The organism is Cognaticolwellia mytili (assembly GCF_002104475.1).
Lineage (GTDB): Bacteria > Pseudomonadota > Gammaproteobacteria > Enterobacterales > Alteromonadaceae > Cognaticolwellia > Cognaticolwellia mytili.
Map to the genome: position 1 here is coordinate 83,796 of NZ_NBOF01000006.1, position 14,004 is coordinate 97,799.

The following is a 14,004-nucleotide window of genomic DNA, read 5'->3' on the forward strand; positions in this document are numbered from 1 at the left end:
CTAGCTACTGCCACCATGACAACTCCTGCTATTAACTATCAAGAATTAACTGAAAAAATCAAGCTTTGGGGTCAAGAACTTGGCTTTTCACAAGTGGGAATTTGTGATGTTGACCTATCAGCGCATGAAGCAGCTCTTACTCGCTGGTTAGAAAATAATTACCACGGCAATATGGATTATATGGCGCGTCACGGCTTAATGCGAGCACGCGCAAAAGAATTGGTCGAGGGAACATTAAACGTCATTAGTGTCCGTATGGATTATCTCCCGACAGACGCTAAATTTGCCCGGATATTAAAAAACCGCGATCATGCTTATATCAGCCGTTATGCCTTAGGTCGTGATTATCATAAATTAATGCGTAAGCGCTTAAAGCAGTTGGGTGAGAAAATTCAACATCACTGCGAAACATTTAATTACCGCCCTTTTGTTGATTCAGCGCCAATACTTGAGCGACCTTTAGCTGAAAAAGCTGGACTAGGCTGGGTTGGTAAACACTCGCTACTAATCAATAAGCAAGCAGGTTCATGGTTCTTTCTTGGTGAGCTGTTAGTTGACTTGCCATTATTGCCCGATACAAAGCCAGAAAATGACTGTGGCACTTGTGTTGCTTGTATTAAAATTTGCCCAACACAGGCAATTGTAGAGCCTTATGTTGTTGATGCTAGGCGTTGTATTTCTTACTTAACTATTGAGTTACGAGATGCTATTCCAGCCGAGTTCAGGCCACTCATTGGTAATCGCATCTACGGTTGTGATGATTGCCAGTTGATTTGCCCATGGAATAAATTTGCTAAGCTCGGCAGTGAAGATGATTTCAAACCACGGCAAAATTTAGATAACATTTCATTACTAACTCTTTTCTCATGGGATGAAGCTAGCTTTTTAAACAAAACTGAAGGCTCACCCATTAGGCGTATTGGCTTTGCTTGTTGGCAGCGCAATATTGCCGTGGCATTAGGTAACGCTGATTACTCACTGGCAAACGTATCCGCATTAACAGATAAACTCGCCACGGCTAATGAAATGGTAGCTGAGCATATTCATTGGGCACTTGAACAACAAGAATTAAAATTACAAGAGTTAAACCAAGATAAAAATTTACGCTTAACGGCAAGACTCATTCGTTCTGTTGAAAAAGGCATGCCACGCGATGCTTAAACTCAAACACTGTCCCCCTATTTTAAGCACATAATTTTTGCCACTTTAACGTCAACTCTTTTAAAACAGTCGGGATTTTTCCTTCTGACGTTGTCCTAGCAAAGTGGCTGAATAAATCTTCGACTAAAACAATATGCTCGCTCGTTGCAGCTTCTTGTTGTCTAATGGTAATTAATATTTTTAATTGACTGATCATCAACTTATTATTACCTGGACTTAGCTGCAAGGCTTGCATTATCGCATCTAAAGCCGGTAATAAGCGATTTTTTTGAAAGTGCTCCACTGCCATGGTATTAAGCTGTTTGGCTGTATGCTTTATTTCTGCTCGCTCTTGAGTTTCTTGCTCAATATAACGTTTAATCACTTGGCAACTCAATGTATCACCAAAAAATTGACCATTTATTGCTTTTAACAAATCTATCGCATCTTTACCCATACCGACTTCATGTAAGACCTTAACCTTATCTAAGTTATCCTCAATTATATCAGTAGGTTGAAAGGTGATGTGATGTTTTACTAGTTTGGCTGCCTCAGCTTCCTCATTACGTACGTTATGAAGCCTAGCTTTTACGACCAATAGCTGCTGCTCAAATTCCTGAATACCATCGTAGTCGCTTTCAAACTGCTCAATATAAAGATCTGTTTGCTTCAAAACAGTTTGTGCACCGTCATCAGGTATGGTGCAGGAAAAATCAATGCCCGAACGAATAGCATTTAGTAGAAACTCTGGAGAGTCATAAATAGAGTTTTTTGCTTGTTGAGCAATAATACGTGACGCCATATATTGACCTTTATGATCATGGGTTAGGCGTGCCAAGTGCCATAATTTCTTATTACGTTCTATATTTTTCGGCGCTAATATAGTCGCTTTCTTTATTTGCTCATAGGCCTGTTGGTATTGATCGTGTTCAATATAGTGCTGTGCCATCATATCATAAGCACCAAAGCGTGTTTCAGATCTATTGGTTAACGTCTTGAGCATGAAATTGATCTCTTCAACACGCCCCTGCTTTAATAGTACTTTGGCATAACCTAAATATACCCATGAATATTGATATTGTTTAAGCAATTGTTTATATAAAGATTCTGCTTCTTGGTATTCTTTTAATTGTATATATGCTTCACCTTTGATGCGGTTAATATTTGGATGAAAGGACGCCAACTTATCATTCATCAAATGTCGATCGGCAAAGTAAATCGCTTGGGCATGGGCTTTTTTATCAACTGCTCCGCAGACATTAAGCAACATTTGCTTCACTTTTAGCACAGATTTTAAGCGTGTTTGCACCTTTTGAACATCTAAGGGCTTAACCCAAAAATCATCAGGTTGTAACTCAATAATTGAATTCACTAATGATTGAGCAATTTCAGCGCTAAGGAAAATCACTATCGTGGCTTTAGTGATATGGCCTTTAAATTTAAGCTCTTCAAATAAATGAAAACCATCTTTATCACTTTTAACATCAAAGGCACAGACAATGATATGAAAATGCATTTCATCGCATATTTTCAATGCCTTATAAGTGTTTTCTGCGCAATGAACTTCCTTAACACCCAGTCTGTACAAACTTTTTTTCAAAATATCATGAACCTGAAGATCACCATCAATAATCAAGACATTAAGTTGATCAAACTGCGCTAAGGTGCTTTCTTTCACTACTGCCATTTTTTGCCTTAATAATCGTTATATCAACTTCATTTTTGTTGCTGACGTTGTTGACACAACATCAATACATCCTGTTTAGCTTTACTATTAAGCTTTCGCCAAGCCATTATTTCATCAATATGGCGGTTACAGCCTACGCAAAAATCTTGTTTATCTAAACAACAATTACGTACACACGGGCTAGCAACCTCGATAGCAACTTCATTAATTTGTTCTATATTATTCATATTGATTCCGCAAATTCTGAAAACTGCATATGGCATAGCTTGACTTGCATGAATTGTTGCTGAAAATTCTCACTTTCTTGCAATGATTGCGTATTATTTTCATTCATGAGTATTGATTTAAGTTTCAAACATTGAGCTGATAATGACTTTGCCGCCATAACTTCTGCTAGGTGTAGAACTCGTATAATAGAATGTTGGACTAATGCTTGATTATTCTTACTAATCTGCTTTTCTAGCAGTAATAATATTTGCTCGATATCTCTTAAATACTCGCCGAGCATTAATGCCGCCAGCTCCACAGAGCCTTGGTTTTTTGCATATTCAGCCAAATCAAAAAGTATCGCTGTTTTAGTATCTTGTGATACTGAGTTCTCAGTATAATCAATTAATGGCTGCCTTGATCGCGCAGCTAACACCTGTTCGTTAACAAACACCTCTTCTTCAACTATGACTTCTTTCAATTTGACATCTACATTATCTGCACTCTGTTTTAGCTCTATCTGATCCGATAATATATCGGCAGGCGTTAACCAAGGCGAAAGCTGCCGTATTATCAACTGTACATCAAGTACTGGTGATATATTGCCCTGATGCCAAGATTTGGGTAAAGCTGGCTGTGCAAAAGTGTTATCCGAGTCTCTGACGCTAGCCGCCAAACTAAAGAATCCACGTGAACAGTCAACGTTATTCATCGGTTTAACGCTCAAAAGCGTAAATTCTGAAATAACCACCAGGTAATGGCCTGCTTGCCAATGATGCTCTAAACTTTGTTGTTGAGAGACTAAAGTGATACGCAGGCCTAACCAGTGTAATAATTGTATTAATGACTGATGAGCACTAGGTTGTGCTACTGCAAGTAAAACCTTAACTTGAGTAGGAAAAAAACTATGTTGCGAAAAATGGCTATTATTTAATAGTAAATTATTGCTGCTGTTGCCGCTCAACAATCGCATTAACTGAGAAGGTAACATCCTTTCATACCAAGGCGTAATGCAGTGTTCGAACACGCCAACCTTAGCAATTTTAGGATCATTAAAGGGTTGAATCACCAGCACCTTCGGTGATAATGCTTTAGGTAAAGTCGCTAAATGTTGAACAATCAAAGCATAATCAGAGCAATACACTTCTGGCGCAATGATGATGGCATCAATTTTATTTTTAGTTAAGTGATTAAGATTTAATTGCCGTTGAAATGACGTCAAATCTTGCATTGCTTTCACGTTAGCTTGCGTATCACTCAATGCTCTACAGATTCTATTACGATTGCTTTTATCAGTAGCAATAACTAAAAAATTTCGACTAGATAACTGCACTGCTTTATCTACGATATCAGTATCATTGCTTTCAACGCTTACTTGTTCGGCAAGTGCCAAAGCGATATCAAAACTAAAATTAATTGTCTTCCCTAGTTGCTGATTTACTTTATTACGGACATTAAATACCACCATTAAATCACGTAGGTAATCAAAATCATCCGTTTGATCTTCAATGCTTGTATCTGCATCTACTACCAAATTATTAATTGATTTTACCAATTCGTCTGCTCTTGAATATCCATCTAATAAAAAACTGAAACGAACAATTTGTTGTGTACTACTGATATCAATAACTTCAAGGCCGATATCAAGCGTGACCTGCTGCTGATTTGCTAATAATAATAAAGAAATTTCCCGCACCATCGCTTGAAATAGCTCACACTCTAAACTTACTAAAGGAGCAAGCGTGTTATCAACATTAACGTACAAAGCATTATTATTGATACTTTCCTGCAGCCCAACATTAGCAATAACAGTATCTAATTCATTGATAAGATTAGCCGTGGACAGTGTTAGAAGAAAATCATCTCGACGCAGTTGAGCACTGGTTTTTTGTTGCTTGCACCATTTGATTATCCGCTCCAAAGAGTCATCTATTGCTAATTCGTGCTCTGGTTTTTTGATAGAAGATAGCTGCTTTTGCAATAGATAACTGTGTACCATACGAGCAACATACTCACTTCCGGCTATGGCCCTAAGTTTTTCGCTCTGGCTCTGCTGTCGTATTTGCTGCAACAACTGGCTTTTTTCGTGCTGTAAGCCATGTAACTCTTCAGTTAAACACACACTGCCAAACCATTGACCATTACTATATTCAATGGTTAACGATATAGCTTTTTCTTGGGCTGTAATCAAGGATAAACGCTGAATATTTTTTTCTTTCCTAGCTATCCGAGCAGCTATAAGTATCTTACGTACGTCATTACGGCTAAACAGGCAGCGCCAGTGTTTAACAGCTGAATTAGGTGTTAATAACAATATTAATGGCTGATTTTTAGCAAGCTCTGGGAGTTGCCAAAACACATGAGCACTATGTTCGCTCATCATTAATAGGCTTGACTGTTGTTCCTGCTTTAGATGAAGATAATCAGCATCACTATACTTAGGATGGGAAAGTTGCTTAATTGCCTCGAAAATATCCGCCATTTCTTCTATAGGTAGTTTACTAGGCAACGTCCCTTTTTCAACATATTCAATAACAATATCAGTACCTTGCTGACCTAGACGTTTTAACTTGGCACGAATACTGAAAGTTACCATCAACGATATTAGTGTTAAAAGGCCAAATATCACGACAAGAAACCACATATAATCAGCTTCAGTGACTTTTATATTTGCTTTTGAAAACCAATATTGTAATTGCTGAGCCAATTTAGTTGGCTTTAATTCGACATCGGGTAATGGCTCGGATAACAATGATGAAAGTTCCAATTTTTGTGCTACCAATACAACTCGAAAGTCATCAAATTGATTCAATTGTCTGGACCATTTTTCGTAACTATGTTGCTCTAAGAATAACAAATCATTTAAAACCGATACTTCAGCTAACAACGACTCCTCCGCATGACTTTTCTTAGTCGTATGGCTCATTGTTATCAACCAGCTCTGCAAGCCAGAATCAGTTCTTTGTTGCAAATAATTAAATTCAATTAAGTCATAATGTAAGTCTAAATTGCTGAACATCACCAAATTATCAAGCAGTGAGCGATGTAGCTCTCGATTGTTATTTAAATTAATTGCGATATTACTGAGTACAAGTGCTTGCTTGGTACTGATATTACCCGAGCTAGCTTGTTGATATAACGATGCTTGTTGTTTAGCTTGTTTTGAAATGAATTTTGATAAACTATTGGTTACTATAGTTAGCTGAATAATAACATTATTTTTTAATTGTGTATTACGTCGGTAATTCTCTGTCAAGCCGTTAACGTTTTCGACTTGTAATTGAATACGCTGTGATAAGCGATCAATTAATCGAGAATTGTTGCTCGATAAAATCGACAATTGCTTTAAGTTATCAGTTAACATTTGAAAGGATGTTGAAAAGTTTGTTGCCGTTTCACTCGTAACAATAGTGTTTATCAAACGCTCATGATTAAGCAATAGTCGTTGACGCTGATTATATTCTCGTATTGCAGGCAATTGTTGCCCAACAACCACAAGAATTTGTTTTTCCTTATAAAAGTAAGTATAAAAACCTGTAACAGCACTTAAAATAAAGCACAAAAGTAATAACAATAACCGACCAGAAAATTGGCGATAAAGTGGCAAAGTTGAATCCATGAACGTAGCAACACCTTAACAAGTCAGGTAGATAATCTATATCGTCATTAGTGTATGGATTTAGTGATAATTAGCAACGTTTAATCTTCGCTAAAATTTATTAACTACGTTAAGGGATTGCTTACGGCTACTTTTTTCTTTTTTCTACCCAAGCCCAGGTCATAATGCACTCAATCGGCTGCTGCCCTGACTCATCAGTTATTGTTACTGCAATATCCATACTGCCTTTTTCTTGGCTTAACTGTGTAATTTGCTCATCTGATATTTTCGCTACCGCGGTTAAAGCACCTTGCATGCGACGCTGATAATGAATTGTCATTGATTTTAGCAAAGGTAAATGGCTGTCAGACAAGTTTAAACCAAAAACAATACCTGTAGCTGACTCTGCCAAAAGCGCTGCAGCAATGGCATGTACACCACCAATATGGTTTTGAACTTTTTTTCGATTTGCTATGACTAACTTTACTTCTTTTTGCTGAATATCAACCAAGGTAACTTTTGAAGTATTGGCATATTTAACTTGCGAGCAAAATAACTTTGTTAATAAAAATGAGTGGGTAGCTATTGGGAGTTTTTTGATTAACGCAACAGCACGACCAAAACGGTTAGCCATAAATGTCCTTAGGATATGATCAGTAGAATGTACTTAAGATTGCAACAAACTGGTCAGACCTGCAAGTTTATTATCAAAAAAAGACGCTAGTGCGTCTTTTTAAATTTTTGTTTTGGTGCTAACAACGTTTAAAATTTAAAGAAATGTTCTTGGTAAATTTTTAATTCCGCTATCGATTCACGAATATCATCAAGCGCTAAATGCGCGCCAGTTTTAACTACCTTATCAAGCACTGTAGGGTTCCAACGGCGTGCAAGCTCTTTTACGGTACTGACATCAAGGTTACGATAATGAAAGTAGTCTTCAAACTCTGGCATGTATTTATTAATAAAACGTCGATCTTGGCCAATGCTATTACCACACATAGGCGACTTACCTTTAACCGCATATTGCTCGAAAAAAGCTAATGATTCTGCGCTAGCTTGTGCTAATGTCGTTTTACTATCTCGACATCGCTGTGTGAGACCTGAGTCACCATGATGTTCAATACACCACTGGCTCATGTTATTTAAAACATCATCACTTTGATGAATAGCAAAAACGGGACCTTCCGCCAATATGTTTAGTTGACTATCAGTCACTATTGTCGCAATTTCTAAGATAACATCAGTACTTGGCTCTAGGCCGGTCATTTCTAAATCTAACCAAATCAAATTGCTATCATTAGTGCTCATTATCTTTCCTACATCAATTGGTCTTGCTCAAATTCACCTATTTTGCCAAACAAACCTTACAATATGCTGCTGGTAAAAGGCGCGATTACACATGCATTTAAGCCGTGCTTGAGTGTATAATACGTTAGAATGCAACATGATTAAATTTATTTGTGATTTGCCAAGGCAGATTAAAAAACAGATTCTGAGTTAACATAAAATGAGAATTACTTGTGGCTAAAGCCAAAAAAATAACTAAAGGTCAAGCTCGACAGATCAAAGCTAACCAAAGCAAGAAGTTACGAAAATCTACTGAGAAAGTGCAATGGCAAGATGACCAACTAGGTTTAGCCGAAACAGGTACTGTTATCAGTCGCTTTGGTCAGCATGCTGATGTTGAAGGAAATGATGGCGAAATCTGTCGTTGTAATTTACGCCGCAGTATTTCTTCTTTAGTTTGCGGCGACAAAGTCCTTTGGCGTAAAGGTAAAGAAAGCCAACACAGCATTTCTGGTGTTATTGAAGCTGTACATGAACGCGACTCGGTATTAAGTCGACCAGATGTTTACGACGGTGTAAAACCGATTGCCGCTAACATCTCACAGATCCTAATAGTTTCATCAGTATTACCAGCCTTTAATGCTGATATTATTGACCGTTACTTAGTAGCCGCAGAGCAGACAGGCATAACTCCGGTTATTTTGATGAATAAAATTGATCTACTTGACGATAGCAATCGAGAGATCATTGAGAAGCAATTGAGCATTTATCGTGATATTGGTTATCACGTTACTTATGTCAGCAATGAAACTGGTGCCGGTATTGCCGAACTAAAAAAGCAACTTAGCCAGCATACAAGTGTATTTGTTGGGCAGTCAGGCGTAGGTAAGTCAACACTTACTAACACCTTGATGCCTGATTTAGGTGTTGTGACCAAAGTAGTTTCAGAAAACTCAGGCTTAGGACAACACACCACAACAGTAGCTCGGCTTTACCATTTTGAAGATGGTGGTGATTTGATTGATTCTCCAGGCATTCGAGAATTTGGTTTATGGCATTTATCGCCTGAACAAGTCAGCAATGGCTTTACTGAATTTAATGACTATTTGGGCACATGTAAGTTTAGAGACTGCAAACACCAAACAGATCCCGGCTGTGCTTTAGTAGCTGCCAAAGATGCTGGGAAAATACACCCAGAACGACTAGCAAGTTTTCAACGAATTTTAGCAAGTCTAGGTGACAACACCTTAACAACGCGCTTTAACAATTAAAAATAAAAGAAAATTAAGGAACAATAGTGTTAATCAATAAAATTAAAATCGCTCTGCAATACCTCATGCCTAAACATGGAATTTCACGCTTGGTTGGCAAATTTGCCGCAGCTGAGGCTGGCTGGCTAACCACAAAAGCAATTAGCTATTTTATCAAGGCCTATGACATTAATATGGCGGAAGCAAAATTAAAAAATGCTAGCGATTTTAAAACCTTTAATGACTTTTTTACTCGTGAACTAGAAGATGGCGCTCGCACCATTGATAGCGACCCGAGCACAATTTGTTACCCTGTTGATGGCGCGATAAGCCAGCAAGGTCCAATTGAAAAAGGTCAACTTATTCAAGCAAAAGGCTTTGACTATAGTTTAGAAACATTACTTGGCGGTGATAAAGAAACCGCAGCGCCATTTCAAGATGGTGAGTTTTCTTGTATTTATTTAGCGCCTAAAGACTATCATCGTATTCATATGCCAATTACTGGCACATTACGTGAAATGATTTATGTGCCTGGCGACTTATTCTCAGTAAATCCGTTAACAGCGAATAATGTGCCTAACTTATTTGCACGCAATGAACGTGTGGTTGCTATTTTCGATACCGCACAAGGCGCAATGGCAATGGTATTAGTCGGGGCAACTATTGTCGCTAGTATTGAAACAGTATGGGCAGGTACCGTAACACCACCTGCTGGAAAAGATGTGTTTCGCTGGAAATACCCTGCAAGCGGCATTGATGCTATTACCTTAGAAAAAGGCGCTGAAATGGGACGATTCAAATTGGGTTCAACCGTTGTTAGTACTTTCGCCCCGAATATGGTGAAGTTTAATCAACAAGCAGGACCTGAAACCGTGACTCGCTTGGGTGAGCATTATGCTGACTTAGTTGCTTTTGAACAGCAAGCAAGTGACAAAGACGACACCAATAATGATTAATTATCATTTTTTATTTATTGCCATAACTAATAACGGCATAAAATGAAAATAATAGCCCATCGTGGCGCTAGTGGAGAGTTTCCAGAAAACTCTCTATTAGCTTTTGAACAGGCGATAGCACAAGGTTGTGACGGTATTGAATTTGATGTGCAATACCACCATGCCAGTGGCGAGTTTATACTGCTACATGATCAATACCTACAATATAACGGTCAACGTACTCACTATAATCAACTTACGCTGACTCAGCTATTAGATTTACCCCCATCTAAAAACCAAAATATTTGTACCTTACCAGAAGCTCTTCGTACTATTTCAAAACATTGCTTTATTAATATTGAGTTAAAATCAGCAGCACAAGGCTCGGCGTTACTACATGAAATAGCAAAATTAAATCAGCTAATTAAAAAGGTAATCAATAAAGGTGTTATCACCGAAGAACAATTAATACTCTCTTCGTTTAATCATCACGCACTGTTACCATTGTCAGCACTGCTGCCCAACGCATGTACAGCGGCACTTATTGCCTGTTGCCCAATTAATTATGCTGAGTTTTGCCAGCCGTTGAAAGTTGCGCAATTAAATTTAGCAATAGACTGCCTGAACCAAGAAATAGTCACTGACGCTCACAAGCGTGGATTAGCGGTTTGGGTATATACCGTTGATAACATCGATGAGATAAAGCAATGCTTATCCTTTGGTGTCGATGGTATTTTCACCAATTTCCCAAACCGCTTACGAAAGATGCTTTTAAGCTTACAATAAGCTGCTTTTAGTTACTGTAGTCAATAATTAGTTACATATTATTAACTTTTAACAGGTAGTGACCAAAACAATTTAGCAACGGCTATTGCTCATTTATTCGTCTCACGCTAGGATAAGTGCAATATGGTACGAGTTTATTCGTATTAAAAACATGCAAACATCACTAAATAATTTTGCTTTAAGGAATCTCAATGTTACGAGATAAATCAGATATAAAGCCAACCGAAGCTGAGCTAACGTTACTTAATATCCTTTGGAAAATGGGGCCTGCGACGGTTCGACAAATTCATGAATCTGTTAGCCAAACTCAGAAAACTGGCTATACTACGGTACTGAAAATATTACAAATAATGCACGAGAAAGCATTAGTTATTCGCGACGAAACAAACCGAGCACATGTTTATGCTCCTGCGAATAGCGAAATGGTGACTCAATCATCATTATTAAAAGATTTAGTATCAAAAGCTTTTGGTGGCTCAACATCTAAATTAGTCATGCGAGCTTTAGACAACTCGACAAGTAAAGAAGATATTGAGGACATTAGACAGTTACTCAACGAATTAGAGCAACAATCTTAGTTAGCAACATAGCTAACGCAAATAATTAAACGGTAAACAAAGTATTCAATGATGCAGGAAAGCTTAACTAATAATCCGTTATTAGCCGGTATAGCAATAACTCTTATCCACTTTTTGTGGCAAGGGCTTATCGTTGCGCTGGTATTAAAGCTTTTATTGTCATTAATTTCCTACCAAAAATCACAAACTCGCTATGTCTTAGCTTCTACAGCGATGTTAGCTAACCTTGCTTTGCCTTTAATAACATTTTTCATTGTTTATGATAATAGCTATCGGCAGACCACTAACTTTGTACAATCGATACCTTTGCTTGATCAAGGCTTCTACCTTGAAAAAATACAAGCAAACGCTTGGTATGTTGAGTGGCTTGAATATTTACCTGCTATTTCTATTTTTTGGTTAAGTGTTGTTACCCTGCTCTCCGTTAAGCTTTTAATTGAGCTATATAACGTTAATAAATTACCTGTGCAAGGCACAATGCCAGTTAACACTGCGCTGCAAATTCGTTTTGAAGGTTTAGTCAATAAAATTGGTCTAACGAAAAAAGTAACGCTTTTACTATCTAGCAAAACAGATGTACCAATGGCAATTGGTTGGTTAAAGCCCGTAGTACTTATTCCATTTAGTATGATTTCAGGTTTAACCCCTCAACAATTAGATATGTTGTTACTACACGAATTAGCACATATACGCCGTCATGACTATTTGGTGAATTTCTTACAAACACTGGTAGAAACACTATTGTTTTTTCACCCAACAGTTCGCTGGGTTTCAAAACAAATGCGTAACGAAAGAGAGTATTGCAGTGATGATATTGCCGTACAACATGGCAGTAGCGCAATTGCCTATGCGCACACATTGGCAGACACGGCTTCTTTATGTCAAAAACATAGACATCATGCTATTCCAAGTATGGCAATGGCAGCATCAGGCGGAGATTTAAAGCAAAGAGTCGTGAGGTTGTTAGATAATCAACCGCATTGTAGCCAAACAACAGATTCAGGAAAGTGGTTAGCTTCATTTACTATTTTACTAGCTATTATTTTTGGTTTTTCACAGAATTCGTTAACACTACCAATCATAGATTTGCAGTCAGGCAGTATTTCGCTTAGTCATTCACCTATTGAATTAAATAAAAGTTCTGTAGCTTATGCCCCTTTAGCAATTGAAAGCTTAAACACGAGTTCTTCACTTGCTAACCAATTGATCGCGATTAACAACAAAACTAGTGTTAAAAATAAAAAGATAACAGCGACTCAATCTATTGATGAAAATAATTATTTAGCTGGCATTAAGCAAAAAAGTAAATTTACAAAACAAGCATCAACATTAAACGAACAAGCTAGAAATTCGACTCCAAGCACCGACACTATGTATGTTAATGAATTACCTATAGTACAAGGTTCAATAGCAAAACAGAGTAACAAGCAGAATCAAAGTAAATCGATAGAAGAGCCTGTATTAGCTAATAAGCAAGTACTTAAAGCAAGTGCAAATAAGTCTATGTCGGATATAGCTTTTGAACGCACTGATTCAAGAAATAACGCCGCAACTTTAGCAAATCCATACTCACAACAAGTGGCGTCATTATTAGACGCCCCTAAAGCGGCTAATACACAACTTGGTGTAAAATATCAGTCACAACCAGAGTTTAATTCATCAAAATTAGCAAACAATGTTTATCGTGATATTGATAGCCGTATCAGTAATAAGTTTAATGATATCTATGCAACGAACGCTGAAATCCTCCCAACAAGCAGCCTAGCTAAGTTGATTACGTCAATAGAGCCTAGATATCCTTCTTCAGCAAAAAGAAAAGGTATTGAGTTAGAGATTATGGTTGAGTTTATTATTGATAAGAATGGTTTTGTCAAAGACATCCAATTTGAATCAAAAAGTAAGGTTAATTATTTTCGAAACTCCATTCGTAACGCCATGGACAAGTGGCGCTTTCTACCAGCAAAAGAGAACGGCATTGCGATAGAAAGCCAAATGTCAAAAATATTCTCCTTCAGTCTATTAAAATAAAGATCCGCGATGCTTGCCCATCGATGAAAACTTAGCTTTTTGCTCTGAAGTTAACACCTGCATTATTGCATGATGCATTTTGGCCTTGTCCATTACTAACGCTTTGAACTTATTCTGAAAACTTGCATATAACGTATTAAATTTATCTTCATCAAATTCACGAGCTTGCGCTAAAACATCGACTTGTTCTTTAAAGCCAGACATTGACACTCGACGCTCTCTTTTATCAGTTTTCATTTCACTAAATACTGTACGAATTTTTTGGCGCTGTATCTTAGTCAGTTCCAATTTATTCGCCAACATTTTAAAGCGTTTTTTCATCTGTTTTTTAAGGTGGCCTTGCTCACCTCTACTTTGGTGTTGACCAGTATGAGACTTGCCATTATTGTTCGCTAAAGCATTAGCACTAGCATTAAATGTTGTTAAACACAGCACAGTAACGCCTATGGTCAAGTAAGGTTTTATTGCTGAATATAGTTTATGTGTTCTCATCGGTGGTACTCCTCAA

Annotated in this window: 12 protein-coding genes; 6 read left to right on the top strand and 6 right to left on the bottom strand. The window is 37.5% G+C overall.

Going from position 1 to position 14,004, the window contains the following annotated elements:
• Nucleotides 1–15 precede the first annotated feature (15 nt).
• Nucleotides 16–1,161, top strand: coding sequence for a tRNA epoxyqueuosine(34) reductase QueG (queG, locus tag B7C41_RS18035; RefSeq protein WP_085300375.1), 1,146 nt, complete (start codon nucleotides 16–18; stop codon nucleotides 1,159–1,161).
• A gap of 22 nt (nucleotides 1,162–1,183) precedes the next feature.
• On the opposite strand, the gene B7C41_RS18040 is transcribed toward queG, so the two are convergent.
• From B7C41_RS18040 to orn, 5 genes are all read right to left on the bottom strand, one after another.
• Nucleotides 1,184–2,827, bottom strand: coding sequence for a response regulator (locus tag B7C41_RS18040; protein WP_085300376.1), 1,644 nt, complete (start codon nucleotides 2,825–2,827; stop codon nucleotides 1,184–1,186).
• 29 nt (nucleotides 2,828–2,856) lie between these two features.
• Entirely contained in the window at nucleotides 2,857–3,054 is a 198-nt protein-coding gene (locus B7C41_RS18045) for a DUF1289 domain-containing protein (protein ID WP_085300377.1), read from the bottom strand.
• On the bottom strand, nucleotides 3,051–6,653 hold the full coding sequence (locus tag B7C41_RS18050; RefSeq protein WP_085300378.1) for a hypothetical protein: 3,603 nt from the start codon (nucleotides 6,651–6,653) through the stop codon (nucleotides 3,051–3,053). The genes B7C41_RS18045 and B7C41_RS18050 overlap by 4 nt, the downstream gene beginning before the upstream one ends.
• Before the next feature lie 127 nt (nucleotides 6,654–6,780).
• Entirely contained in the window at nucleotides 6,781–7,266 is a 486-nt protein-coding gene (locus B7C41_RS18055; protein WP_085300379.1) for a DUF4442 domain-containing protein, read from the bottom strand.
• 128 nt (nucleotides 7,267–7,394) lie between these two features.
• The gene (gene orn, locus B7C41_RS18060) at nucleotides 7,395–7,940 is read right to left on the bottom strand and encodes an oligoribonuclease (RefSeq protein WP_085300380.1); all 546 of its coding nucleotides are present in this window, start codon (nucleotides 7,938–7,940) and stop codon (nucleotides 7,395–7,397) included.
• 212 nt (nucleotides 7,941–8,152) lie between these two features.
• Between orn and rsgA the strand changes: the two genes are divergently transcribed.
• From rsgA to B7C41_RS18085, 5 genes are all read left to right on the top strand, one after another.
• The gene (rsgA, locus tag B7C41_RS18065; protein WP_085300381.1) at nucleotides 8,153–9,190 is read left to right on the top strand and encodes a small ribosomal subunit biogenesis GTPase RsgA; all 1,038 of its coding nucleotides are present in this window, start codon (nucleotides 8,153–8,155) and stop codon (nucleotides 9,188–9,190) included.
• A 32-nt stretch (nucleotides 9,191–9,222) separates the two neighbouring features.
• Entirely contained in the window at nucleotides 9,223–10,125 is a 903-nt protein-coding gene (gene asd / locus B7C41_RS18070; protein ID WP_085300467.1) for an archaetidylserine decarboxylase, read from the top strand.
• A 42-nt stretch (nucleotides 10,126–10,167) separates the two neighbouring features.
• A complete protein-coding gene (locus B7C41_RS18075) occupies nucleotides 10,168–10,890 on the top strand; it encodes a glycerophosphodiester phosphodiesterase (protein ID WP_085300382.1) in 723 nt (240 codons plus the stop codon).
• Between the two features lie 191 nt (nucleotides 10,891–11,081).
• Nucleotides 11,082–11,468, top strand: coding sequence for a BlaI/MecI/CopY family transcriptional regulator (locus B7C41_RS18080; protein WP_085300383.1), 387 nt, complete (start codon nucleotides 11,082–11,084; stop codon nucleotides 11,466–11,468).
• Between the two features lie 48 nt (nucleotides 11,469–11,516).
• Complete coding sequence (locus B7C41_RS18085; protein WP_085300384.1) at nucleotides 11,517–13,496, top strand: M56 family metallopeptidase; 1,980 nt, start codon at nucleotides 11,517–11,519, stop codon at nucleotides 13,494–13,496.
• Here the strand turns inward: B7C41_RS18085 and B7C41_RS18090 are convergent.
• Complete coding sequence (locus tag B7C41_RS18090; protein WP_085300385.1) at nucleotides 13,488–13,988, bottom strand: Spy/CpxP family protein refolding chaperone; 501 nt, start codon at nucleotides 13,986–13,988, stop codon at nucleotides 13,488–13,490. The genes B7C41_RS18085 and B7C41_RS18090 overlap by 9 nt on opposite strands.
• Nucleotides 13,989–14,004 lie beyond the last annotated feature (16 nt).